The 23,404-nt window shown below is 44.8% G+C and carries 27 protein-coding genes and 1 other annotated feature; of the genes, 8 read left to right on the plus strand and 19 right to left on the minus strand.

All coding sequences use genetic code 11. From position 1 onward, the window contains the following. Positions 1-83 precede the first annotated feature (83 nt). The 9 genes from mecA to MHI54_RS02790 all read right to left on the minus strand — a co-directional run bounded on the left by mecA (position 84) and on the right by MHI54_RS02790 (position 9,675). On the minus strand, positions 84-755 hold the full coding sequence (gene mecA / locus MHI54_RS02750) for an adaptor protein MecA (protein WP_340082261.1): 672 nt from the start codon (positions 753-755) through the stop codon (positions 84-86). A gap of 278 nt (positions 756-1,033) precedes the next feature. Continuing rightward, entirely contained in the window at positions 1,034-1,429 is a 396-nt protein-coding gene (gene spxA, locus MHI54_RS02755) for a transcriptional regulator SpxA (RefSeq protein ID WP_093726917.1), read from the minus strand. Between the two features lie 226 nt (positions 1,430-1,655). Further along, the gene (locus tag MHI54_RS02760) at positions 1,656-2,246 is read right to left on the minus strand and encodes a GNAT family N-acetyltransferase (RefSeq protein WP_095216410.1); all 591 of its coding nucleotides are present in this window, start codon (positions 2,244-2,246) and stop codon (positions 1,656-1,658) included. A 96-nt stretch (positions 2,247-2,342) separates the two neighbouring features. Further along, positions 2,343-3,542, minus strand: a complete 1,200-nt coding sequence (locus MHI54_RS02765) for a putative glycoside hydrolase (protein ID WP_233135083.1) — start codon at positions 3,540-3,542, stop codon at positions 2,343-2,345. A 177-nt stretch (positions 3,543-3,719) separates the two neighbouring features. Further along, on the minus strand, positions 3,720-4,664 hold the full coding sequence (locus MHI54_RS02770) for an ATP-binding cassette domain-containing protein (RefSeq protein ID WP_340082262.1): 945 nt from the start codon (positions 4,662-4,664) through the stop codon (positions 3,720-3,722). Further along, the gene (locus MHI54_RS02775; RefSeq protein WP_340082263.1) at positions 4,664-5,716 is read right to left on the minus strand and encodes an ABC transporter ATP-binding protein; all 1,053 of its coding nucleotides are present in this window, start codon (positions 5,714-5,716) and stop codon (positions 4,664-4,666) included. Before MHI54_RS02775 ends, MHI54_RS02770 begins: the two co-directional genes overlap by 1 nt. 18 nt (positions 5,717-5,734) lie before the next feature. After that, positions 5,735-6,898 (minus strand): oligopeptide ABC transporter permease, encoded by a 1,164-nt coding sequence (gene opp3C / locus MHI54_RS02780; RefSeq protein ID WP_340082264.1) that lies wholly within the window; start codon positions 6,896-6,898, stop codon positions 5,735-5,737. 4 nt (positions 6,899-6,902) lie between these two features. Beyond that, positions 6,903-7,835, minus strand: a complete 933-nt coding sequence (opp3b, locus tag MHI54_RS02785; protein ID WP_095216414.1) for an oligopeptide ABC transporter permease — start codon at positions 7,833-7,835, stop codon at positions 6,903-6,905. 136 nt (positions 7,836-7,971) lie between these two features. Beyond that, positions 7,972-9,675, minus strand: a complete 1,704-nt coding sequence (locus MHI54_RS02790; RefSeq protein ID WP_095216415.1) for a peptide ABC transporter substrate-binding protein — start codon at positions 9,673-9,675, stop codon at positions 7,972-7,974. Positions 9,676-9,998: 323 nt separating this feature from the next. Between MHI54_RS02790 and MHI54_RS02795 the strand changes: the two genes are divergently transcribed. Together MHI54_RS02795 and trpS are read left to right on the plus strand one after the other, a co-directional pair. Continuing rightward, positions 9,999-10,358 (plus strand): DUF3899 domain-containing protein, encoded by a 360-nt coding sequence (locus MHI54_RS02795; RefSeq protein ID WP_095216416.1) that lies wholly within the window; start codon positions 9,999-10,001, stop codon positions 10,356-10,358. Positions 10,359-10,408: 50 nt separating this feature from the next. Then, positions 10,409-10,613, plus strand: a binding site (T-box leader). Between the two features lie 53 nt (positions 10,614-10,666). Further along, positions 10,667-11,653: a tryptophan--tRNA ligase gene (trpS, locus tag MHI54_RS02800; protein WP_095216417.1), complete on the plus strand. Its 987-nt coding sequence runs from the start codon at positions 10,667-10,669 to the stop codon at positions 11,651-11,653. 34 nt (positions 11,654-11,687) lie between these two features. On the opposite strand, the gene MHI54_RS02805 is transcribed toward trpS, so the two are convergent. Together MHI54_RS02805 and fabF are read right to left on the minus strand one after the other, a co-directional pair. Continuing rightward, positions 11,688-12,440 carry a DUF3603 family protein gene (locus MHI54_RS02805; protein ID WP_095216418.1) on the minus strand — a complete coding sequence of 251 codons (753 nt, stop codon included), beginning with the start codon at positions 12,438-12,440 and terminating at the stop codon, positions 11,688-11,690. A 197-nt stretch (positions 12,441-12,637) separates the two neighbouring features. Continuing rightward, complete coding sequence (fabF, locus tag MHI54_RS02810) at positions 12,638-13,876, minus strand: beta-ketoacyl-ACP synthase II (RefSeq protein WP_095216419.1); 1,239 nt, start codon at positions 13,874-13,876, stop codon at positions 12,638-12,640. A gap of 228 nt (positions 13,877-14,104) precedes the next feature. Here fabF and MHI54_RS02815 point away from each other — a divergent pair, with 228 nt between their 5' ends. Further along, positions 14,105-14,314, plus strand: a complete 210-nt coding sequence (locus MHI54_RS02815; RefSeq protein ID WP_095216420.1) for a hypothetical protein — start codon at positions 14,105-14,107, stop codon at positions 14,312-14,314. 17 nt (positions 14,315-14,331) lie between these two features. Here MHI54_RS02815 and MHI54_RS02820 read toward each other — a convergent pair whose 3' ends face one another. Continuing rightward, entirely contained in the window at positions 14,332-14,925 is a 594-nt protein-coding gene (locus MHI54_RS02820; protein WP_095216421.1) for a hypothetical protein, read from the minus strand. Positions 14,926-15,033: 108 nt separating this feature from the next. On the opposite strand from MHI54_RS02820, the gene MHI54_RS02825 reads away from it, so the two are divergent. Continuing rightward, a complete protein-coding gene (locus MHI54_RS02825; protein WP_143594499.1) occupies positions 15,034-15,213 on the plus strand; it encodes a DUF2929 family protein in 180 nt (59 codons plus the stop codon). Positions 15,214-15,242: 29 nt separating this feature from the next. On the opposite strand, the gene MHI54_RS02830 is transcribed toward MHI54_RS02825, so the two are convergent. The 3 genes from MHI54_RS02830 to MHI54_RS02840 form a co-directional block, all read right to left on the minus strand. Further along, complete coding sequence (locus MHI54_RS02830; protein WP_233135089.1) at positions 15,243-15,560, minus strand: hypothetical protein; 318 nt, start codon at positions 15,558-15,560, stop codon at positions 15,243-15,245. Positions 15,561-15,651: 91 nt separating this feature from the next. Beyond that, positions 15,652-15,963, minus strand: a complete 312-nt coding sequence (locus MHI54_RS02835) for a metal-sulfur cluster assembly factor (protein ID WP_095216423.1) — start codon at positions 15,961-15,963, stop codon at positions 15,652-15,654. A gap of 81 nt (positions 15,964-16,044) precedes the next feature. Further along, positions 16,045-16,809, minus strand: coding sequence for a prolyl oligopeptidase family serine peptidase (locus MHI54_RS02840; RefSeq protein WP_095216424.1), 765 nt, complete (start codon positions 16,807-16,809; stop codon positions 16,045-16,047). A 155-nt stretch (positions 16,810-16,964) separates the two neighbouring features. Here MHI54_RS02840 and MHI54_RS02845 point away from each other — a divergent pair, with 155 nt between their 5' ends. The 4 genes from MHI54_RS02845 to MHI54_RS02860 all read left to right on the plus strand — a co-directional run bounded on the left by MHI54_RS02845 (position 16,965) and on the right by MHI54_RS02860 (position 18,701). After that, positions 16,965-17,792 (plus strand): Cof-type HAD-IIB family hydrolase, encoded by an 828-nt coding sequence (locus tag MHI54_RS02845; RefSeq protein ID WP_340082265.1) that lies wholly within the window; start codon positions 16,965-16,967, stop codon positions 17,790-17,792. Positions 17,793-17,898: 106 nt separating this feature from the next. Further along, positions 17,899-18,042 (plus strand): hypothetical protein, encoded by a 144-nt coding sequence (locus MHI54_RS02850; protein ID WP_198946047.1) that lies wholly within the window; start codon positions 17,899-17,901, stop codon positions 18,040-18,042. Position 18,043: 1 nt separating this feature from the next. Then, positions 18,044-18,211 carry a DUF3813 family protein gene (locus MHI54_RS02855; RefSeq protein ID WP_143594500.1) on the plus strand — a complete coding sequence of 56 codons (168 nt, stop codon included), beginning with the start codon at positions 18,044-18,046 and terminating at the stop codon, positions 18,209-18,211. A gap of 226 nt (positions 18,212-18,437) precedes the next feature. Beyond that, complete coding sequence (locus tag MHI54_RS02860; protein WP_093726897.1) at positions 18,438-18,701, plus strand: NifU N-terminal domain-containing protein; 264 nt, start codon at positions 18,438-18,440, stop codon at positions 18,699-18,701. Positions 18,702-18,733: 32 nt separating this feature from the next. Here the strand turns inward: MHI54_RS02860 and MHI54_RS02865 are convergent, their stop codons facing one another. From MHI54_RS02865 to MHI54_RS02880, 4 genes are all read right to left on the minus strand, one after another. After that, complete coding sequence (locus tag MHI54_RS02865; RefSeq protein ID WP_095216426.1) at positions 18,734-19,582, minus strand: YitT family protein; 849 nt, start codon at positions 19,580-19,582, stop codon at positions 18,734-18,736. A gap of 150 nt (positions 19,583-19,732) precedes the next feature. After that, positions 19,733-21,580 (minus strand): asparagine synthase (glutamine-hydrolyzing), encoded by a 1,848-nt coding sequence (asnB, locus tag MHI54_RS02870; protein WP_340082266.1) that lies wholly within the window; start codon positions 21,578-21,580, stop codon positions 19,733-19,735. Between the two features lie 116 nt (positions 21,581-21,696). Next, entirely contained in the window at positions 21,697-22,077 is a 381-nt protein-coding gene (locus MHI54_RS02875) for a DUF1516 family protein (RefSeq protein ID WP_233135090.1), read from the minus strand. Between the two features lie 60 nt (positions 22,078-22,137). Beyond that, a complete protein-coding gene (locus MHI54_RS02880; RefSeq protein WP_095216428.1) occupies positions 22,138-23,343 on the minus strand; it encodes a DUF418 domain-containing protein in 1,206 nt (401 codons plus the stop codon). Positions 23,344-23,404: the final 61 nt, after the last annotated feature.

A 23,404-nucleotide genomic window follows, 5' to 3' on the forward strand; every position in this document is an offset into this window, starting at 1 on the left:
ATCCCATCAAACAGGCAATACGGAAAAACAGTTATAAAAACGCATTTTGGGGCAAAAAAAATAGACATTCCGTAAGTGAATGTCTATCTACGAGGGAAGTATTTCTTCACGTTTGTAAGTGCGTCATTGGCGAAGATCACCTTGCCATACTCTTCCAATCGGTAAATTGTAGTTTGGGAATCATATCCAAACTCCAGGATTTGACTCAAGACGTCCTCCTGCTCATCATCTCCAAGTACTGTGTCATCAAATTCCACATAAAGCATATATTTATCTTTGTAGTGGAATAATTTGTTCTCGATGCCGTATGTCTCCTCGAAGTAATGGCTGAGCTGGATCACATCTTCGAAATCCCTGAATTGAATGATGAAGGATAGCTCTCCTGCATCCTCTTCTTCCCCATCCTCTTGATGGGAGCCGAATTTCTCTTCAAGAACAGAATCGACTTTCTCTTCCACCGATGATTGAATGGCTTTATCGTCCACATTCAGCTCCAGGCTTTCGCCATCCTTTGAAAGCTGGGCCTTTGTGACGACGATTTCCAACCCTTTATCCATAGCCTGCACTTGAATCCAAAGCGGACCATCGACACTGAAGTCTTCTTTATAATTGACTTCATCCATCATCTGCCAGAACAATTGCTCACTTCTTTCGCGGTTATACCAAATATCCTCTTTATCAAAGCCGCGATCTTCAATATCCAGATAAGATATATAAAATTTGATTGTATTTTCATTAATTCTTTCTATTTCCATGGTTTTCTCTCCCTCCAGTAAAGTGGCAGGTGAAAAACGCCCTCTTGCCTTTACACTTCCCGTATTCCCTTACCCTCAATCTAACTTTTTCTGTGTATGTTTCTATTTTATGATAAATCCTCCCGCATGGAAAACAGAAAGGCTTACATTTGCCGAAAAAAGGCGAATGACCCTTGGGATTCTGTCCATTGTAGCGCATTTCAGATAATTTGTCATCCGAATGGCACAAAGAAAAAGACGCGGATCCGAGTGGATCCGCGTCTTTTATCTGTGAAAGGTCAGTTGACCATGCGCTGTGCTTCACGCAGTTGGAATGTACGCACAGTTCTTGGCAAGAAGCGGCGAATTTCGTCTTCATTATAACCGACCTGCAAACGTTTCTCATCAAGGATGATCGGACGTCGCAGCAAGCCAGGGTTTTCTTGAATCAAGCTATATAACTTCTTCAATGGTAATTGATCTAAGTTCATATTTAGGCTTTGGAAAACCTTTGAGCGTGTAGAGATGATCTCGTCGGTACCATCTTCTGTCATACGCAGGATTTCCTTGATTTCTTCAAGTGATAATGTCTCGGAGAAGATGTTCCTCTCTGTGAACGGAATATCGTGCTCTTCTAACCAAGCTTTAGCTTTGCGGCAAGATGTACAACTTGGTGAGGTATAAAGTGTTACCATTTAACTTCACTCCTCAATACAGAATATGTTTCTATTTCATTGCCCATGGAAAGATTTTATTTAAAATAATTTTAATTTAATCTCTCTATGTACAAGTATACTACAGCGGTCAAGTTATTGAAAGACTTCCTGAAATATACCACAGTTTTTACACAAATATACGTTTGTATCGTTATTATGGTTCCTGTTTACCCTTCCCTCAAGGTTTAAAACCCATTTTGATAAATTATTTCTGTTTTTCTTTCAATGCATCAAAAATGCTATCCTTTGCAGCATCCTTTGAGAATGTCAATGCTTCATCCGAAGGCTGATAAGCTTCCCCATATAGCTGCTTGTCTTTGTATGTGTGAATCTGTTCGTACATATCCCGCATAGCATCGAATATCTCTTCTTCTGTTTCTTGATTTGGCGCCCAATAAAGGATTTCCATTGGATTTTCCTTATCTGTCGCCAAGGAACGGCGATTGTATCCAATCGTCTGAGCATGCTGAAACCCCAGTCTTTCATAAAAGCGAAGCCGCTTCTTGGAATCGGAATCCTCATACTGGAGGGGTTCGACTTCCAGGAGAATCGGCTTTCCCTTTTTCTTCAGCTTTTCGATCAGCTTACCGCCGATTCCTTGTCCGCGGGTCTTGGCAGCAACATATAGATAATCGATAAACAGGAAATGGTCGAATTCGGCATACATCAGGACATGGTCCTCACTCTCATCCTTGAAATATACATCGGCTTTTTCCTTCAGCAGCAATTCCATATGCTCCCTCGACTTCATCTCCTCTACCGGAAAGTACTTGCTAAGCTTCTCATACCAATTCATAAAGCAGCTCCTTTTATAATTCGTCATAGCTTAGTTATACCCGCAGAGACCCGCAATAAACAAAACAGCCCCCTACCGGGAGGCTGCTGCTTTGTATCAAGGTGTATAATCCACATCTTCCGTATAGCTGTTCGCTGCATTCCAAATGAGAAATTCGTCGATACCATTCTCATTTAGCGCTTGGATCTGCTCTTCCACTTCCTGCTTGCCGTACTGTTTGGAAGATACCCATGGTGCTTCGAAATCCTGGATCCATGGCCTGGATTTCGGTTTATTCTCCAGCTTGCCAAGTACTTCATTTTCTACCTTTGCGTATTCCGCTGTAAGCTCATACGGATGGTCATTCGGGACGTCCAAGCCAAAATAAGAGGTCCAGTGACTCGGATAGATCATCGAGGAAATCACGTCGACGTTTGAAGAAATCTTGGAGAAATTCTGTCCGATACCGGGCGCTTCCTCAAGTGTGGCTGCATAACCAAAGATATCGACCGATGTCTGGACATCATAATTTGCCAATTCCCCTTTGGCATATGCAACAAAATCCGTCACCGCGTTCACCCGCTTTTGTACGTCATCCGTATTCTCATCTTTATAATCCCCGAGATCGTATTGGAGTTCATCATCTTTCGTTTCAAAGCCTTCCGGGAAGCGCACATAGTCAAACTGGATCTCCTGGAACCCCATCATGGCTGCTTCCTTCGCCAATTCTACATTGTATTCCCATACTTCATGCTGGAACGGGCTTACGAAAGCTTCTCCCCGCCCATTTTTCCAGACACTGCCGTCCTGATTGGTAAAGGAAAGTTCCGGTTTTTTCTCGGCTAATAATGTATCTTTGAATACAACGATTCGTGCAATCGGATAAATTTTATGCTTTTCCAATTCCTTCAGCATCTTTTGCGGATCATCGATATAGTTTTTGGCTATATCATAATATGGCGATTTTTCATCCGGTGTATATGTAATGTTTCCATGATCGTCCTTTATATCGATGACCATGGTGTTGAGATCCGTATCGTCCACCAGCTTCACCAAGCTATCGAACTTTGCCCCTCCTGCACTGGGTCCGGTTACGTAAATTCCTCTGACTGCGTCAGGGTAATCAAAGGACAGATCCGATGAATATGTAAATCGTTTCATGACTTGCGGCACCTCATATGTCTGGACTGTGGAGGCTCGTGCGGTCAGCTGCTTTCCTTCCAGCTGTTCCCCTTCATTTGCAGCGAGTGCGGACGTCGGCAGCAAAGCGGCAGCAGAAAAAGCGGCAGTCAGCATCGTCTTCTTGAATTTTCCCATTCTATCAATCTCCTATTTGGTATTAGCTTCATTATAAGGGAGATATTTGGCAGATGAAACCGGTTAAAGACGAAATAACCAATTTATTGTCGGATCATTCCCCTTCTTCTTTATTTAACCTGATCCTGACACCAGCAAACCGAAAAGAACCGCAAGCCATAAGCTTGCGGTTCTGAATCACTTCATAATTGGATTTTGCTGTTCTTTCTTATACGCTTCGAATTCCTTTGATGTGCAGAGCACCCAATGTTTCGGGCTGATTTCACGGAATTCCGGCTCTTCGCTCGTATCATGCTGGCTTGGATCATAGACGATACGTTTGCGGTTGCGCTCATATATCGGATCCGGAAGCGGTATGGCAGAGAGAAGGGAACGCGTATACGGATGCACTGGATTTTTGTACAGTTCATCGGCATCGGCCAATTCGACCAGCTTACCGAAATACATAACGCCAATCCGGTCACTGATGTATTTTACCATGGAAAGGTCATGAGCAATGAACAGGTAAGTAAGTCCTTTTTCCTTCTGAAGCTGCTTCATCAAGTTGACTACCTGTGCCTGGATGGATACATCCAGTGCGGAAATCGGTTCATCGGCAATGATGAATTCGGGATCTACAGCAAGGGCCCGAGCGATTCCGAGACGCTGACGCTGACCGCCGGAGAATTCATGCGGGTAGCGGTTGGCATGCTCTTTGTTCAAGCCGACTGTTTCCAGCAGTTCATATACTTTCGCTCTCCGTTCTTCTGCATTCTTCGCCAAGCCGTGGATATCGATTCCTTCAGCAATGATATCCATGACGGTCATACGTGGGTTCAGGGAAGAATACGGATCCTGGAAGATCATCTGCATTTGGCGGTTGAATTTCTTCAATTCCGCTTTATTCTTCTTCCCTTGCACGTTTTCACCTTTGAAAAGAACTTCGCCATCTGTGGAGTTGTACAGACGGATGATGGAACGGCCAGTTGTGGATTTGCCGCAGCCTGACTCGCCGACAAGTCCGAATGTTTCCCCTTTATAAATATCAAACGTCAATCCATCCACTGCTTTGACGACGTTATTTCGTCCAAGTTTGAAATGCTGCTTCAGATTCTTGATTTCAACTAATTTTTCCTGACTCATTATCGCGTCGCCTCCTCAGAATGGTCCATAGACTCGATCCGCTTCTTCACTGACTCAGGAGGGTCGATCTTCGGTGCATCTTCATGCAGCAGCCATGTAGCAGCATAATGCGTATCAGATACTTTGAACATCGGCGGCTCCTCGACGAAGTCGATCTCAAGCGCGAATTTATTACGCGCCGCAAACGCATCCCCTTTTGGCGGTGCAATCAAATCAGGTGGTGTACCGGGAATAGCAAACAATTCCTCCTCGTCACTTTCCAGTGTCGGCATAGAACCGAGCAGCCCCCATGTATACGGATGTTTCGGATTATAGAATACTTCATCGACTGTTCCGATTTCCACGATCTTACCAGCATACATTACCGCCACCCGGTCTGCCACGTTGGCCACAACACCAAGGTCATGGGTAATGAAGATGATGGAAGTTTCCACTTTCTTTTGAATGTCTTTCATCAGCTCCAAAATCTGAGCCTGAATCGTAACATCCAGGGCAGTAGTCGGTTCGTCGGCAATCAAGATACGAGGATTACAAGCAAGTGCCATCGCAATCACGACACGCTGCCGCATACCGCCTGAGAACTGATGCGGGTATTGCTTCATACGAGCTTCCGGATTCGGAATCTGCACCAAGTTCATCAGCTCAATTGCTTTTTTCTTTGCCTCTTCCTTGCCCAGTTTTTGATGCTTAAGCAAGCCTTCCATGATTTGTTTACCGACTTTCATCGTTGGATTAAGAGAAGTCATTGGATCCTGGAAGATCATCGCAAGCTCTTTACCGCGGATTGCCTGCATACTTTTATCTTTCAATTTCGTAATATCTTTATCCTCAAACATGATGGAACCTTCTTTAACAAAGCCGTGCGGTTTCGGAAGCAGCCCCATCAATGCTTTTGTCGTAACGGATTTCCCGGAGCCTGACTCCCCTACGATCGCAAGTGTCTCCCCTTTTTTCAGATCAAAGGAAACGCCCCTTACTGCTTGTACTTCACCGCTATGGGTTTTAAATGAAACTTTGAGATTATCAACCTCAAGAATATTATCTTTTTTCAAGGTAGTCGCCTCCTTTATTTATTTCCTCATCTTAGGATCGAATGCATCACGTAGTCCATCACCAAGGATATTGAACACAATCATTATGATGGAGATTAGCACTGCCGGAAATACTAGCATAGAAGGTGTAGTTTGCAATGTTTTGAAACCATCATTGATTAACGTACCGAGCGATGCTGCCGGCGAAGGCAATCCAAGACCGATAAAGCTTAGGAATGCTTCAAAGAAAATTGCAGACGGAATGGAGAACATTGTGTTAACAATGATGAGACCCATAACGTTTGGTATTAAATGCCTTCCGATGATTTTTCTGTTTGGAGCACCCAAAGTACGAGAAGCTAATACAAACTCATGGCCTTTGAGCTTTAATACTTCTCCTCGCACAATTCTAGCCATACTCGTCCATCCAGTTATAGTCAATGCTATTATAATCGCCCAGATGCCCGGATCAAGTACTAAAATCATTAAAATAACCACTACTAAGTTAGGAATCCCAATGATAACTTCCAAGAATCGCATCATGTAGTTATCTACTCTTCCACCATAGTACGCAGCTATACCGCCATATGCTACACCGATAACCAGATCAATTAAGGCTGCGGCTACAGCAATCAGCAAGGAAACCCTTGTACCATCCCAGACACGTGTCCAGATATCCCTACCTAACCTATCCGTACCGAAATAGAAATATTCATCTTCCAATCCTTTTGCTGCGTATTTATCATATGTTGCTTTAACTTCAGCGGAATTCGGACTACCATCGCCTTCATTGATAACTTCGAAGGTAATGAACTCCTTTTGTTCTTCCGATTGAGTCTTAAACTGTGTATTTGCCTTCATTTCAGCAGTCTGAACATTATTACCATAAAACGTTTTTGTTTCTTTTCCATCAAAGCCCAAAAATGAAATATTTTCAAGGCCCGGGATTCTTGGAGCCATCAAAGAACGGTTCAAATCTTGTTCTTTATAGGTGTAATCACTTAAAACAGGAGCAAATATACTCATTAATACGATTACAAGCAAGATGAAAAAAGAAATCATGAAGAACACATTTTTTCTTAAGCTTCTCATCGCATCTTGCAAAAGTGTACTACTTTTACGAGCAATAATGTCACTTTGCTCTTGCGTACGGTCTGCCGGACGGAAGAGGTTTTTATCGATTTGTCGTTTTTGATTTTCCATGGTCTCAGTCCTTTCCAGCAAGCCTTATTCTAGGATCAATCAATCCATATAGTATATCGATGATTAAAATCATAACAATGAATACTACAGCGAAGAACAAAGTTGTACCCATGATAATAGGAAAATCATTTGTATTTACTGATGTTACAAATTGCTGACCAATTCCAGGAATTGCAAAGATTTGCTCGATAACGAGTGTACCTGTTAATAGACCAACAGCTAATGGTCCAAGAATTGTTATCAACGGAATAAGCGCGTTCCTGATACCATGCTTGAAAATAATAGCTGCTCCGGAAAGCCCCTTCGCTCTTGCGGTAGTAATATAATCTTCATTTAAAACCTCAATCATTTCTGTTCGCATAAACCTGGCACAGGTTGCCATAGGGAAAATTGCCAAGGCAATGGTTGGTAAGATGGTATATTCAAATCCATTCCACGTCGCAACCGGGAGGATCCCCCATTTTACAGCTAAAAAGAACTGAAGTATGCCCGCGAAAACGAAAGATGGAATCGAAGTACCAAGTACTGCAACTATGGTTGAAACATAGTCTGTAATTCCATTATGGTAAATAGCGGACAATAGTCCCAGCAGAATACCTACGACCGTACCAATAATAAGAGCCTGCGCTCCAAGCTGGGCAGATGTTTCTGCTCTGCCTTCACCAAACAAGATACTTGTAACTGAACGGTTGTCATATTTGAAAGAGATACCAAGATCCCCTTGAACCAAACCGCCTAAATATTTTACATACTGAACTGGTATCGGATCGTTCAATCCATATTTTTCATAGATAACTTCTTGTTGTTCCTCAGTCAATTTGTTTGCGTTCGCTAAAGGCGAACCGGGCAGAAGCTTCATTAGCATAAATGAGATAGTTGCAATAAGGAATAGCGTGATGATCATATAGATGATACGCTGCCCTATATACCGTGCCATAACGTGCACCTCCTGTTTATTGTCGCAAAATTCAACATTATTAGATAATAACCACCAATGGAAAAGAGAGTATATACCATTTGGATATACTCTCTTTCCCTTGATTCTTCTCGTATAAGTTTAATATTATATAAACTTATTCTTGAACGGCAGCATTATCAGCATAAGCCCATTTGTACTCGAAATCGTTTCCAGCAGGGTTTGAGAATACGCCTTTCATTTTTGGACTAACTAAGTAAGAGTAACCGGCTTGATACAGTGGTGCAATTGCTGCATCGTCAAGCAATACTTTTTCTGCATCAAGGAAATCTTGCCAGCGAGCTTCAGGGTCCGTAGCATCTTCATTTGCTGCTTTTTCAACTAAAGAATCGTACTCTTCGCTTGAATATGCCATACGGTTATTCTCGCCATCTGTCACGAACAAGTTCATGAACGTGTTAGGGTCGATATAGTCAGGACCCCAACCGGATACTTGGATATCAAAATCACCGGCTGTATCCAAATCCAATCTTTGCTGGAACGGAACTTGCATAATATTGATAGTCAAACCTTCTAGATTTGTTTCTAATTGCTCTTTCAAGTAGTCAACCATTTGTGTGGAAAGATCTGTATCGCCAGTAAGGATTTCCAGCGTAATCTCATCTTGGCCCAACTCTTCTTTTGCAGTAGCCCAAGCTTCTTTAGCAGCTTCCACATCATAAGTCAGGAAGTCTCCATTTGCTTCACGGAAATCAGTACCATCTGGACCTTTAACGAAATCTTTCGGCATCAAGCCATTGGATACAGTGGATCCATTATTAAGAACTACGTTTACCAGACCTTCTTTATCAATAGCCTGTGCAATCGCTTTACGTGCATTGATGTTTGCGAGAGGTGTTTCCTCGCCTTTACGGTTCTGATTAAGTTTTAGATACCAAGAAGCCATATCAGGTACGGCAAGGTAGTCTTCATCATTGATACGCTGGTCTACAAACTCAGCAGTCAAGCTTGTACGGTCAACCTCACCAGTGTCATAAAGGTTAACTCCCGTAGCTGTATCTTTTACAACTTGGAGATTAATCTCTTCTAGCTGAACCGCATCAGCATCCCAATAAGTATCATTCTTTTCGAACTTCATAGAGCTGCCATGGTTCCATTCTGTCATCTTGAATGGACCGTTGGAAAGCAGGTTATCCGCTTCAAGCGCATAATTTTCGCCTTGTTCTTCAACGAATTTCTGATTCAAAGGCATGAAAGTAGGGAATGTAGTTAATGACTCGAAGTATGGAACTGGCTTTTCAAGCTGCACTTCCAGAGTGTGGTCGTCAACTGCTTTAACACCTAGTTCAGATACATCCATTTCGCCTTGGTTGATAGCAGTGGCATTCTTGATAACGCCGCCCATCATATACGGACCGTACTCGGAACCGGTATCAGGGTTGATTGCTCGCTGCCAAGCATAAACGAAGTCGTGTGCTGTGACAGGGTCTCCATTTTCCCATTCCGCATTGTCGCGAAGGGTGAATGTCCAAGTAAGACCATCTTCACTCACTTCCGGATCGCCAGTGGCAATACCTTCTACAGGAGTTCCATCTTCACCCAAGCGGTAAAGTCCCTCTTGGATCTCTGAAGTCCATTGGATACCGTATTGGTCATCCGCTAGAGAAGAATCCATCGATGGAATCTCGTCTCCGATTGTTAGGTTGAATACCTGTTCGCCGTTAGCAGAGCCTTCAGCGCTTTCTCCGCTGCCGCCATTTCCGCCGCTGCCGCTTGAACTGTCAGAGCCGCCGGAACATGCAGCAAGGAATGAACTAAGTACTAAAACAAGTGCAAGTAATAGCCAGTTCGTCTTTCTCATGTAATACATGACCTCCCCAAAGATTCTGAAATTTTATAACTTTCTCACGAACTACTTGTTCGCAATTAGAATTATACAAGTTTTCTCACAATTTGTGCACCCCTAATTTTATAGCAATTTTACAAAAGTCCGAAAACATTGCATTTTCATAACAAAAAATAGGACTATTTAACTAGTTTATTTTGCTGATTTTACACTTTATTTTATGTTTTTTACACAATTCCAAGTATAATGTCCCCTATGGACAACTCTTTGTCATAGGAATAAATGTTCCCCATCATCTTATGCTATAATTGTTCATAATCTTTAGAAGGCGGTAATGTATGTTGTTTGGTAAATGGAACTGGATTCTACTATTGATTAACTTAGTGATTACAGCAGTACTTTTCTTTCTTTCAGATCAGCAAAGTCTCTTATCGCTGATCAACTCTATCTTTTATGTAGCTTTCTTCTACTTCATCGTAGGTATGCTATTATTCGTTATCAAAGGCAGGGTGCTCGATGGAATAACGAGAAGCTTCCGGAGATTCGGCAAAGTAATGAGCAAGGGCCTGTTCGACTTCGAAGAAAATGGTGTCCCTTCTGAGTGGGTGAACCGATCATTCCTGAGCCATATGCTATTCCAGGCTGCTGTCCTGATTGGACTGATGCTCATCCTTCTGGCAATCTTTTATCTGTTTTGACCGACTTGCAAACCAGTCGAAACATGCATATAATGAATAATTAACAGGAATAAAAAGCGACGAAGAAAATGTAGTACGGTACTCCTCTGGTCAAAGAGAGCTTGTGGCTGGTGAAAACAAGCACCACGAGTAGCGGAAATTGGGTTTTTGGAGCTGCGGGTTTCCCCCGCCGTTTTTGCAGGCGTTAACTGCATCAAGTGATCCTTCGTAGTGGAAGGATAATTAGGGTGGCACCGCGGTCTATTCGTCCCTGCAGCAAAAGCAGGCAAACGAATGGATTTTTTTTGTGCCTTGGGAGGAAAAGTAAGATGAAAACTATTTTTTCTGGTATTCAGCCAAGCGGCAGTTTGACACTTGGCAATTACATTGGCGCTTTGAGCCAATTTCCTGCCCTGCAGGAAGACAATCAATGCTACTTCTGTATCGTGGATGAGCATGCCATCACCGTACCGCAGGACAGATTAAAGCTGAAGCAGCAAATCCGCTCACTTGCAGCCCTTTATCTGGCTGCAGGAATCGATCCTGAGAAATCGGTTCTGTTCATTCAGTCCGAGGTACCGGCGCATACCCAGCTCGGCTGGATGATTCAATCCATCAGTTACATTGGTGAATTGGAACGAATGACGCAGTTCAAAGATAAATCCGCCGGTAAGGAGGGTGTATCTGCAGCATTGCTGACGTATCCACCGCTGATGGCGGCTGATATTCTGCTATACAATACCGATATCGTCCCAGTAGGCGATGATCAGAAGCAGCACCTGGAGCTGACGCGCAATGTAGCGGAACGCTTCAACAATCGTTTCAATGATATCTTTACCGTTCCGGATATCCAAATCACGAAGGTCGGTGCACGGATCATGTCCTTGCAGGAACCGACGAAGAAGATGAGCAAATCCGATGCAAATCTGAAGGCTTCTATTTTCATCCTGGATGAGCCGAAGCAGATCGAGAAAAAAATCAAGAGTGCCGTTACCGATTCCGAGGGTGTCGTGCGCTATGATAAAGAAAACAAACCTGGTGTCAGCAACCTGCTCACCATTTATTCGGTAGCGACGAATAAGACAATCGAGGAAAGCGAGCAAGAATTCGCCGGCAGCGGTTATGGTGATTTCAAACAAGCAGTAGCGGATGCCGTGGTTGCCATGCTGACTCCGATCCAGGAACGCTACTATGAATGGATGGAAAGCGATGCTTTGGACGAAGTGCTGGATAAGGGCGCAGAACGCGCACAAGCGGTTGCCAACAAGACCCTGCGGAAAGCGAAAAAAGCGATGGGGTTGGGACGCGGAAAATAAAAAAGAAACCGGCAGATCATTCTGCCGGTTATTTTTATGAGGTTTTTGCCTGATCATTCTTTTCGAGTTCCCAGAGCTTTTCATAAAATGGCTGGCCTTTCACCATTTTTTCGCAAAGCTCCTCTTGCTTCTTGCTCCAGCCGACCGAAACTCCATCATAAAGCTTCTGCCATGCTTCCCGGAATTCAAGTGAACGATTCACATGGTATTCTTCAGGCTTCCATTCTGTCAGCCAATATCTGACTTGATCCAGATTCCCGCTCGTTTCAAGCTGATCCATGGCCATCATCAAAAGCTGCTTCAGCTGTCGTTCCTTCCTCGTCAGTCCAATCATCAAGTCAGGCTTCAGGGATAGGATATGATATTCCTTCTCCTCCCCTTCTTCTTTCCACTCGAATGTTTCAGGCTGTACATCTTCTATCATTTGATAGACAAGCCTTTCCTGCCGAGGGATCAGCCGGCTTTTCCTGACTGGTGTGATATATCCCATCGTATCGATTGCAAGGATTGCTTTTCCGTTCGTCACAATGCATGCATAATCAATGGCAATCCGCTCTTGGTTCTTACGCAGGAAGGCTTTCCGGTGGATCATATCCAGCATCGCCTTCGGAAGCTCCTGGAGGTCATTTTCGATGTATGCGAATAGCGCATCTTCTATGTAGAGCAATGGTACCTGATCAAGCAGTTCGATGCCATCTTCTTTCCGCCATTCATGAAAGGAGCATACATTGTAGCCATTTTCTTCGCCTTCAAACCAGTTCACCCAAATATCATGCATAAATAACATAGATAACCCTCACTTTGCTTTTCGATTCTGCTATTCCGACGACGGTCACGCTTGCATGCAGCTATATTCATTGGGTGTAAGAGCGTGTTCCGTGTGGGTTGTAGTAGGATACATTATGACCAACCAGCAAAGATTTATTCTTGTATTTAGATGATTTGGCAAGAAAAAAACCTCCTATATAATAGGAGGTTTTCGTCTTATTGATATTGTTTGAAAACAAGGGCCGCATTATGACCGCCGAATCCAAGTGAATTGCTCAGGGCAGCACGGACTGTTTTCTCACGCTTCACGTTTGGTACATAATCCAAGTCGCAAAGCGGATCTTTTTCTGCCAAATTGATTGTCGGAGGGATGACGCCATCCTGAATCGATTTGACACAAATCACCGCTTCGACTGCTCCTGCAGCACCAAGCATATGACCTGTCATTGATTTCGTTGAAGATATAGCCGTTTTGTAAGCATGATCACCCAGCAGCTGCTTCAGGGCAGCTGTCTCGAACTTGTCGTTCAATTCAGTGCTTGTCCCATGTGCATTGACATAGTCGATGTCTTCAGCCTGCAGACCAGCATCTTCCATGGCTTGACGCATGGCACGTACAGCGCCTTCACCCTCCGGTGCAGGTGCTGTGATATGATAAGCATCGCCTGATGAACCGTAGCCGACGATTTCCGCATAGATAGTAGCACCGCGTTCCAGTGCCGATTCCAATGATTCAAGAATGAGAATGCCGGCACCTTCACCCATTACGAAACCGTCGCGGTTAGCATCAAACGGGCGGCTAGCAGTCTTTGGATCATCATTGAAGGATAATGCCTTCGCCGCAGAGAATCCAGCAAATGCCATCTTTGTCAATGGTGCCTCTGTTCCGCCAGTGATCATGATATCGGCATCCCCGCGCTGGATGACTTTGAAAGCATCCCCGATGGAGTTAGCCCCGGAAGCACATGCTGTAACTGTGCAGGAGTTTATCCCCTTTGCTCCAAGCTGGATCGATACTTGTCCGGAAGCCATATCCGGAATCATCATCGGAACGAAGAATGGGCTGACCCGCCGAGCACCTTTCGTCATCAGCTTTTCGAATTGTTCTTCATAAGTACCCATACCGCCGATACCGGAGCCGATCCAGACTCCGATACGATTCGCATTCTCATCCGTGATGGTTAATTCAGCATCCTCTACAGCCATTTTACTGGCCGCGACGGCATATTGCGTAAACAAATCCATACGCTTAGCATCTTTTTTATCCATATAGTCTTCTGGGTTGAAGTCTTTCACTTCCGCTGCCACTTTCGCAGGGAAGTCGTCCTTATTCACCCGAGTGACATAATCGATTCCTGATTTACCTTCCAAGAGATTCTGCCACGTTGTTTCGGCGTCATTCCCTACCGGTGTCACCGCGCCTAGACCTGTGACAACAACTCTTTTCTTTTCCATACAATTGTTCCTCCTTCTCCAGCAATCATTCACGCTGAAGCTGTTCTGACTGGTCGAATGATAAATGATGACCATATTAAGAGCATAATCTGAAGTATATTGTAACGTATTTTTCTTATTCTGTAAGCTCTTAAGTTAAACAAAATATATTCCCTTTCATTTTTCAGGATAAACACATAGACAAGACACAGTGATAGTGCATATTCTATCGCATGGAGGTGTGCAAAGATGAGGAAAGACGATTCCCGACTGGATGAATTTCTTTTTGGTAAAAGAAGAAATGCGCGACAGGAACCTGAAGAGCTGAAAAAAGATGATACGAAAAAAGATTTCAATCTAATGGAGACTGCCGGTACTATCATGGAAACCTATGAGCAGCTTTCTCCATATGTAAAACACCTGAAGAACCACGCCAAAAAATTCATTTCCAAAAAATGAAGAAGAGCCGGGCAGGATCACTTGTAAAAACGGCTGTATTGTTCATAGTGTCTGTGTAAAACAGCTAAATCATCCATTACATCGCGTTTGAGGGCTATCACCGTTCTATCCTCCTGCTCCGGACACACCTCTTTTGCATAGAAGTGATATTTTTCTATGGCCCTGTTTCCCGATAATATCTTGCTGATTGTTTGCATCACTGGCTTGACAGGAAGCGCATGCCGGCAAAAATAGTCATCTTCAAACGGTATCCGCTTCCCATTCCACCTTATAGCATCCACATCCCTGGGCATCCATTCCCCATATAATATAGGAAGCAAAATTTGATTTTCGATATTCGGATCGATATCTGCTTCATAACTGATATCCACATGACGATACGCTAAGTCATCCTTTTTCCCCGAACCGAAAAAACTGATATGGGCATCATAATCCTTTTTTTGGATACCTTCGCTGAACAAGGCATGACGGCCAAGATACATGCTCAGATGCTCTTCTCTATCCGATAAGGATTCTTCATGCTGGCCTGATACTTCATGACCATCTTCCAGCAGTGCCTGGACGAGATGATATCCTTCCCAGCAGTAGCATTGACTTACAAGAAATTGCATAAAACACACCTCTCCTATTCATGTGAGGATTTGCACAAGAATTGTTTTTCTTTTTAGCCGGAACCTGCTATGATAGATGTATATGTGTGAATGATAGAGGTGATACTAATGCGGTTTATTGTAACCATTATTTGGGCGTTCGCCCTAAGTGCTGTCGTAGCATTCGTTCTGACAAGCATGTCCGGTGATTCATACGATATGTCACTCGTCTACGTTATGACAATAATCTTCAGTCTGGGTGTATGGACTGTATCTGCAGCGCTCTCCAAAGGGGAAAAGCATGAATAAAACCTTGCCGATCGGCAAGGTTTTTTCTATTACCACGGAATCAGGCTGAGTGCCGCCAAACCGACGAGCGGTAAAACGAGCCGGCGGAAACGGCCGCCAGGGTAACCAAATCCATATCCGTACCCAGGATATCCAAAAGGATTACGATAATCGTCATCCTCTACAAAATCATACTGTTCGTCTGCTGGTATGGCGAGATGGACATATTCATCATCCACATCCAAGATGATGCCATCCAGCTGATATCCATCCATCAGCTGGATGAGAACATATTGATATTTGTGCTGTTTGCACATATCCATCATATGATGAGCTTGCGAATAAGTCTGTTCATGTGAATTTGTCACGATTGACCTTCCCCCTTTACATCATCAGCCTATGCCGGGGAAATGCCGCGCGTGCAAAAAAAGCCCTCTTGCAATGCAAGAGGACTGCTTATCAATCCGGAATCCCAAGTGCAATTTTAGCATAGCGGGACATACGGTCCTTGGACCAAGGCGGATTCCAAACGATATTCACTTTCGTATCTTTGATTTCCGGAATATCTGCCAAGACGCGTTTCACATCCTGTTCGATGTGACCAGCCAGCGGGCAGCCCATCGCAGTCAATGTCATGGTGACGATTCCAGTACCTTCTTCATCTATGTCCACTCCATATACAAGGCCCAGATTGACGATATCAATTCCCAGCTCGGGATCGATTACATTTTCCAGTGCTCCGAGCACATTTTCTTCCAATGCCTGATCCATTCCTGTTCCTCCTTTAAGCCAGTTAAAAACTGTTTACCTGCATCTATTTAAACATATTTTCACCAAAATAGAAATAAACTGCTACAGTACCTTCTCCAGCCAGGCTGTTCCGGCAAGCATAGCTTTTCTGGAGACCTTGTGGCCTGAACCTTCTTCTGTTACATACGTGAACTGTTTGGCATTCCCCGCTTTGTTTTCGAGTGTCTCATAAAAGCTGCGCGAATGCGCATAAGGAACGACCGGATCTTTGTCACCGTGCCAGAAGAACAGCGGCCGATTGCCGATGGTCTCCGGGTGCAGGGAAAGGTCGATTTTCTCAAGGGAAGCATAAAGCTGCTCCAATTCCTCTTCCGATACATTCATTTCCATGCCGGATTGTTTGACTGCCTCTACCATCCCGCGGGCAAATGCTGCAATCTTCGGCGATCCCATCATCACCATACCAGCCTTGATCCAATCGAATTGGGTGAGTGCTGCGCAAGTCGTGATGCCTCCCATGCTTGTACCACCGATGGCAAATCGATCATCCTGAATCAATCCTTTATCGGATGCATACTGATGGATCTGCTGCAAATCATGCAGATTTTCTTTTACAATGCCGAAGAATTCCAACTGCCGTTTGCTGCTGCTCACATCATCTTCCCGGATACCATGGTGAAGCGCCTCCGGCAACAGCACGCGATACCCCTTGGCTGCCAGCATATACGCGATTGGCAAATTATGCTCCCTGGCACTCGTGAAACCATGGAAATATGTAAATACCGGAAGTGCTTTATCCTCAGCGCCCGCCTGCTCTACAAGAAGCACTGGCACCTCGTTCCAGACTTCTTCTTTTATGACGATCATTTGCTTCATCCTCTTCAACGTTTTCCATTGCCTACTGCTTCATCTTAGTATGTCCGGGCTGCTTTTGTAAATCGATACTCCCTCGTCTTGACGATTTCTTTACAGATGATGAAGAGAAGGATACACTATAATGAACAATATAGAGGTGATAATGGATGGAAAAACATTTGATAGCACTTGATTTAGATGGAACACTTTTGACAGATGACAAGCACATCTCCGAAAAGAATAAACGAGCCATTGAAGCAGCAATCCAAGCTGGCCATGTTGTCGTCATCGCAACGGGAAGACCGCATCGTGCCTCGTTGGCTTATTATCGCGAACTCGGCCTTACTACCCCGATGGTCAATTTCAACGGCGCCCTCATACATCATCCCGATGATAAGAAATGGGACGCTGTCCACTCCCCCATGCCGATACGTACTGCCAGGAAAATCGTGGATACATGCCATAAACTCGATGTAAAAAATATCATTGCAGAAGTGATGGATGATGTGTATATCGATCGCTTTGACCAGTACTTATTGGATTTATTCCATTTAGAGGAAGAAGATGATCCGATCAAAGTCGGCAGCTTGACGCAAATGCTTGAGGATGACCCGACCTCCTTGCTCATTTACCCGCACGAAAACCAAGTCGCTTCCATACGGGAGACACTGGAGAAGGAGCATGCGGAAATAATTGAGCACCGTCGCTGGGGCGCACCGTATCACATCATTGAAATCATCCGAAAAGGGCTGAGCAAGGCAGTCGGCCTGCAGAAGATTTCCCATTACTACGGAATCCCGCAAAAAAATATCATTGCTTTCGGGGACGAAGATAATGATTTGGAAATGATCGAGTACGCTGGTGCCGGCGTTGCGATGGGCAATGCCATCGCTCCGTTGAAAGAAATCGCCGACTATACGACAGGATCAAATATGGAAGATGGCATCGCTTCCTTCCTTCATTCGTATCTGAAGCTGGAGGTCCCGGCGAATTAACAGTTTTTACAACTCATACTTGTACGGCTCAAGGAACAAAATAAAAGCGTAATCGGGTAAAGCCGGTTATGCTTTTTACTTCTTTAGACGTTCGGAGGGGTAACGAATGAGCAAGAGAAGTAAATCCAAACGGTTCACAAGTCAGGGAGCACAATCGGTCAGGCAGCATGACGATGTTTTTGTCTATCGTGAACGCTTCAGCGACACTGTGAAGAAGCATCAATCAGAAAGCCATAATGGAGGGTTTTAGGATGGAAAACTTCTTCGAAAGAGCCAAGCAAAAAGTGCAGGGCTTGACAAATAAGCCAAGCCAGGAAGATTCTGCAGCAGTGCAGGAGGCTATCCAATCTGCATATAACGATGCAACTGCAGAAGAAAAGCAGCAATTGCAGGACTTGCAGCAGGAGCTCGACCAGTAACAAAAAGGAGCAGATCCGTAAATGGATCTGCTCCTTTTCATAAACGAGGACAATTGCCCAGGAAATAATCAACTGAAAGAGTGGAAGCATGTCGATTGCTGTCAAAGATACCCTCTGCAACCTTCTTCTTTTTCCCCTGGAAGACAAAGCAAGTCATTTCCCGCTTTTTAATTTGTCCTCCATCTGCTATGATAGTGGTAAGTATGGACGCTAGGAGGTCAATAGCATGAGTGTAAGAGTGGAAAATACCCCGAATCCGAATGCAAAAAAATTCACTACTGATAAAATCATCTTTGAAGGCAATGGCAGTGTATCCGTCATGCCCGGACAAACAAGCGAATATGACATCATGAACCAGTTGATGACGGTCGAAGGTGTCGATAATGTATTCGGCTTCCAAAATTTCATTACCATCAATAAGCTGCCGAACGCAGATTGGGACGAGCTTTCTGCCAAAGTCGTCGCCGTCATGGAAGAAGCAGGCTATTAAAAAAGCTGAGGAGCGTACTGGCTCCTCAGCTTTTATTTATCTTTTCGGAAGAATCCGTATATCCCTGCTGTTTCGACAACATTCATGAAAGCGGATGGATCCACTTCCTTGATGATATGTTCCAAATCGTATAACTCATAACGGGTGATGACGAGCATGAGCATATTTTTGTCTTGCTGTGTGTATCCGCCTTTTACGGGAATGATCGTAATTCCGCGCACCATCTTGTTATAGATGGCCTTTGACAGCTCGTCCGCTTTCGTGGTGACAATCATGGCCGTCACTTTCTCATAACGTGTATGAATGGCATCGATCACTCTAGTGGAAACATACAGCGTCACCAAAGTATAAAGGGCGTTCGCGGGCTCATTGAGCAAACCAGCAAGAAGGATGATGATCCCATTCAGCAGCAGGAAGTAAGTACCGACAGGTCTATCCTTCAGCCGGGATAAAATCATGACGACAATATCCATCCCTCCGGTGGAAGCTCCCCACTTCAGTGTCAGGCCGACTCCGACACCAGCAATGACACCCCCGAATACCGCATTCAAGATGATATCATCCGATAAAGCATGAATCGGAAGCACTTCCAGCATGACGGTCATGCAAGCCACCGAAAATAGACTGTATATCGTGAATCCTTTGCCCACCTTCATCCAGCCCAAGATTGCAACTGGCACATTCAATAGGAAAAGCCATATTCCTGTCCCGATCGAGGTGATGCCAAGCACTTGTGCGAAGAAATCATATAAAAGCTGTGCAGCCCCGGTAAAACCGCTCCCGTATACACTTGCTGGTATCAGGAAGAAGTTCAGTGCCACTGCATTGAGTAAAGCACCGAATATAACGACCACGATACGTTTCACTTCAAAATAGAACAATTATGTACCTCCTTATAAGTCCATACATCAAAAGGTTGCGCAGAACGCCCGAAAGCTATTCCTGCGCAAAAGCCTGCGAATCATTATAGCCGAAATCCGGCAGAAAGAAAATAGTTTTTACTATGTAAGGAGCCGAAAAAGCTCCCAGAGTCAGACACGTATCTTCACATCATGATGCCGCAGCCAAAAATCGATCTGGCCCAAATGTGCAAGCAGCTGCGGTCCTGTCATCAATTGCCCGAACCAAGGAGCAGTGACATCCTGCCCTTTGCTTTTGACCAATGCTGTGATTGCCTGCCGATCAAACAAGTCAAATAAACGCGCATCATCGTCCCGGAGGATCTCTTCCATCCATCCGACGACAGCTGCGGTGTAAACCGGGTTATGCGTTTTAGGGTATGGACTTTTCTTTCGATAAAGCACTTCATGCGGCAGGATACCCTCGAGTGCTTTGCGGAGTATACCCTTCTCCTTGTTACCGTATGTTTTTACTTCCCATGGGATATTCCATACATATTCCACCAATCGGTGATCGCTAAACGGGACGCGTGCCTCGAAGCTTGCACCCATGCTCATCCGATCCTTTCGATCCAGCAGGGTCGGCATGAACCAGTGCATGTTCAAATAAAACATTTGGCGCCGTTTTGCCGCTTCTGCTTCCTCTCCCGGCAGCAGTGGTGTTTCTTCGATCGTTTCTTGATACCTATCAAGCATATAGCCGTGCAAGTCCAGCGTCTGCTGCCATTCTTTCTTCAGCAGACCATTGCGTACTTCAGATGAACGAATCCAAGGAAAGCCTTCCCTGTTCAAATCGTCCTCCCGATAAAACCATGGGTACCCGCCGAATATTTCATCCGCACACTCCCCTGACAGAGCCACTGTCACGTTTTCTTTGATACGTTCACAGAACCAGAACAAGGATGCATCTACATCCGCCATACCCGGCAAATCGCGGAGAATTGCTGCCTCCTTGAGCGATTGGGCGAGGAGCAGATTATCCATCACATATGTCTTATGGTTCGTGCCAAAAGCCTTTTGCATTTTCTCGACAAACGTCTGGTCGCTCGCCGGCTGAAAATCGCTTTTCATAAAAAATGTATCATTCCCATCAAAGTCGATTGAGAATGTCGAAAGCTGGCCTTTCCCTGTCTCTTTGTAGTGGTTCGCAGCAATTGCCGTGATGGCGCTGGAGTCCACTCCGCCTGATAAAAAAGTGCCAAGCGGTACATCCGAGACGAGCTGCCGGATCACTGCATCCGTCAGCAGCTCCCTTACTTTTGCAGCAGTTTCTTCTATGGAATCCGTATGCTCCTTACTTTCTACATTCCAATACCGAGTCAGTTTCAAACCATTTCGATCGAATTTGCCGATATGAGCCGCCCGCAATTCCTTGATACCTTTAAAAACACCATGACCAGGTGTCCGTGAAGGACCAAGCGCCAAAATCTCCGAAACGCCCTCTTCATCAAGGACAGCTTCCACATCCGGATGAGCCAGTATCGCTTTCAGTTCCGAACCGATCAGCAGCCCGCCCTCCTGCTCCATATAAAAAAGCGGTTTTACGCCCAATCTGTCTCTAGCGAAAAAGAGTGTTTCGGTTTTGTCATGCCAAATGGCGAATGCAAAAATCCCATTGAATTTTTCAACACAAGCATCCTGCCACTCGATATAGCTCTTCAGCAGCACTTCCGTGTCGGAATGGCCTTGAAATGTCCATCCCCGCTGCTTGAGTTCTTTTCGGATATCTTCTGTGTTGTACAGTTCTCCATTGTACACCAATGTATAAGTCCCGCGTTCATCGCTGTGCTGCATCGGCTGTTTGCCCCCAGCAGCATCCACCACAATCAGACGCCGGTGACCGAACAGGACATGTGATGCGCCCCAATCGTTGTACTCATCCGGACCCCGTTTTGATAATGTCTGAGCCATTTTCTGGATCACAGGTTGCTCCTGCGCCAGATTCCTTTTGAAATTAACCCATCCGGTAATACCGCACATATGCCCGCTCTACTCCTTTTCTCGCCTTTTTCATATAATAAGCCGTTACTTCTACAACATATGAAAAGCGGCGCCAAACGTGAGCAAAAGAAAAAAACCTGCCAAAAAAGGCAGGTTTATGGCAGGAATCCCATCGGCAGGATACCAAAGCCAAGCAGCAATGTAATGATCAGGGCAATGAAGAAAATGATCCACCAAACTTTTGCGGACTTCTCCTTCTTCATTTTGACAAGGATCATCTCCATGCAAATGATGACAATGAGACCGGCAATTCCTTTGATGATTGCTTGAGCAGTAAAGGCAGAACCATCCTCATCGAGATATCTCCATAATAAGACAAATCCGGTATACAGGATAAGCAGATAATCCAGCCGAAGGATCATATGCGGGATTGTTGCCTGTTTCTTCTTTTTCTCACTATATAATACCAGCGCGAAAAAGAAGAGCAGAAGTCCAAGCCCCCAGCCGATGATATGTGTCAGTATCATTCCGTCCATGATGCGCCTCCTTATGTATTAGTACCCGTCCATCATACCATGATTCCCATTATTTCGGCATCAAGACACACGCCGTATATTTTTCTTCCGCAGCGGCTGAATCTTACCATATGTCAATATGCGCCACACCCATTCACCCGGTCCGAAAGTGAAGAAACGGAACCACATGCGGCTTAGGATCACTTGGATGACGAATACACCGACGACAAAGCCCACAAAGCCAAGCAAAGAAAATCGCCCATATAAACCGAAGCCGACTCCATAGAATACTAGGAACATCAAGACAGATTGGAAAAGATAATTGGACAGTGACATGCGCCCGACCCAGCTCAACTGCCGCGCAAGCCAGCTGAAGAAAGGGAGATTTGAAACGAGCGTTATGACAGAAAGATAAAATAGCGCACTTGCCGGTCCGCCGATCGTATCCTGGATAATGGTCAGCCAGAGAGGTGTACCAACCAAATATGGTCCCGCTTTGAATAGAAGGAAGAAAAATCCGGTAATCACCGTTAACCAAACCAGCTTCCGACGGTTCGCAACGGGATCATGGAACAGCTTCACACGGGCAAGATAGGCACCCAGCAGCATGAATGGCAGCAGCACGAATACACTCATTATGATACCTACTACCCCGCTTGCGGATGTCCAGTCAGACAGATTCTGCCGTAAAACTTCTGTGTAGCTGCCATTACCATAAACTGTGAGTTTATTTTGGATGTCCATCATACTGACCATCAATTCTTCCATATCAAGACCAATCAGTGAAGCACTCCACACAGATAATAAATTGAATAGAAGTCCTGGAATGAGTAATATCGGGATCATCATCAGCAATACCCACCTTGGTGTATAAAGGAAAGGGATCAGCAGCAATCCAATAATCGCGTATGTAAAGAGGATATCGCCGTGCCAAATCAGGAACGCATGGATTGCCCCAAGCCCGAGCAATACCAGCATCCTCCTGCTAAGAAACCAGCCGGGACGGATGCCATCACGTTTGCGGCTATCGAATATGAGCTGCATCCCGAAACCGAATAGGATGGAGAATAAGGTATAGAAGCTGGCTTGGAAGAAAATATCGATGCCGCCTAAAAGAAAGCTATCCAGCTGCGAATCCCATTCAGGGGAATCGTAGCCCGGCATATAATACGGAGATCCGAATGAGGGCGCATTCACCATAAAAATACCCAGTATGGCTGCTCCTCTTGCAGCATCAATCCAGTGAAGCCGCTTTGTCTGGGGCATGGGTCTGATTTTATCCTTCATTTCATTCCGCCTTTCGTTAGTACAGATGGATCATTTACAAAAATGATATGGATGACATCTG

Origin of the sequence: Terribacillus sp. FSL K6-0262, from assembly GCF_037977385.1 — a bacterium.
Taxonomy (GTDB): domain Bacteria; phylum Bacillota; class Bacilli; order Bacillales; family Amphibacillaceae; genus Terribacillus.

Excerpts from the sequence above, each read along its gene's own strand:
- MHI54_RS02835 (WP_095216423.1), bottom strand. The coding sequence starts at position 15,963 with ATGGATCAGGCATTGGAAGAAAATGTGCTCGGAGCACTGGAAAATGTA.
- trpS (WP_095216417.1), top strand. The coding sequence starts at position 10,667 with ATGAAAACTATTTTTTCTGGTATTCAGCCAAGCGGCAGTTTGACACTT.
- opp3C (WP_340082264.1), bottom strand. The coding sequence starts at position 6,898 with ATGGAAAATCAAAAACGACAAATCGATAAAAACCTCTTCCGTCCGGCA.
- MHI54_RS02795 (WP_095216416.1), top strand. The coding sequence starts at position 9,999 with ATGTTGTTTGGTAAATGGAACTGGATTCTACTATTGATTAACTTAGTG.
- MHI54_RS02850 (WP_198946047.1), top strand. The coding sequence starts at position 17,899 with ATGAGCAAGAGAAGTAAATCCAAACGGTTCACAAGTCAGGGAGCACAA.
- MHI54_RS02820 (WP_095216421.1), bottom strand. The coding sequence starts at position 14,925 with ATGCAATTTCTTGTAAGTCAATGCTACTGCTGGGAAGGATATCATCTC.
- MHI54_RS02805 (WP_095216418.1), bottom strand. The coding sequence starts at position 12,440 with ATGTTATTTATGCATGATATTTGGGTGAACTGGTTTGAAGGCGAAGAA.
- MHI54_RS02855 (WP_143594500.1), top strand. The coding sequence starts at position 18,044 with ATGGAAAACTTCTTCGAAAGAGCCAAGCAAAAAGTGCAGGGCTTGACA.
- MHI54_RS02770 (WP_340082262.1), bottom strand. The coding sequence starts at position 4,664 with ATGAGTCAGGAAAAATTAGTTGAAATCAAGAATCTGAAGCAGCATTTC.
- opp3b (WP_095216414.1), bottom strand. The coding sequence starts at position 7,835 with ATGGCACGGTATATAGGGCAGCGTATCATCTATATGATCATCACGCTA.
- asnB (WP_340082266.1), bottom strand. The coding sequence starts at position 21,580 with ATGTGCGGTATTACCGGATGGGTTAATTTCAAAAGGAATCTGGCGCAG.
- MHI54_RS02815 (WP_095216420.1), top strand. The coding sequence starts at position 14,105 with ATGAGGAAAGACGATTCCCGACTGGATGAATTTCTTTTTGGTAAAAGA.
- MHI54_RS02860 (WP_093726897.1), top strand. The coding sequence starts at position 18,438 with ATGAGTGTAAGAGTGGAAAATACCCCGAATCCGAATGCAAAAAAATTC.
- MHI54_RS02825 (WP_143594499.1), top strand. The coding sequence starts at position 15,034 with ATGCGGTTTATTGTAACCATTATTTGGGCGTTCGCCCTAAGTGCTGTC.
- MHI54_RS02840 (WP_095216424.1), bottom strand. The coding sequence starts at position 16,809 with ATGATCGTCATAAAAGAAGAAGTCTGGAACGAGGTGCCAGTGCTTCTT.
- MHI54_RS02880 (WP_095216428.1), bottom strand. The coding sequence starts at position 23,343 with ATGAAGGATAAAATCAGACCCATGCCCCAGACAAAGCGGCTTCACTGG.
- MHI54_RS02875 (WP_233135090.1), bottom strand. The coding sequence starts at position 22,077 with ATGGACGGAATGATACTGACACATATCATCGGCTGGGGGCTTGGACTT.
- spxA (WP_093726917.1), bottom strand. The coding sequence starts at position 1,429 with ATGGTAACACTTTATACCTCACCAAGTTGTACATCTTGCCGCAAAGCT.
- MHI54_RS02765 (WP_233135083.1), bottom strand. The coding sequence starts at position 3,542 with ATGGGAAAATTCAAGAAGACGATGCTGACTGCCGCTTTTTCTGCTGCC.
- MHI54_RS02845 (WP_340082265.1), top strand. The coding sequence starts at position 16,965 with ATGGAAAAACATTTGATAGCACTTGATTTAGATGGAACACTTTTGACA.
- MHI54_RS02760 (WP_095216410.1), bottom strand. The coding sequence starts at position 2,246 with ATGAATTGGTATGAGAAGCTTAGCAAGTACTTTCCGGTAGAGGAGATG.
- MHI54_RS02790 (WP_095216415.1), bottom strand. The coding sequence starts at position 9,675 with ATGAGAAAGACGAACTGGCTATTACTTGCACTTGTTTTAGTACTTAGT.
- fabF (WP_095216419.1), bottom strand. The coding sequence starts at position 13,876 with ATGGAAAAGAAAAGAGTTGTTGTCACAGGTCTAGGCGCGGTGACACCG.
- mecA (WP_340082261.1), bottom strand. The coding sequence starts at position 755 with ATGGAAATAGAAAGAATTAATGAAAATACAATCAAATTTTATATATCT.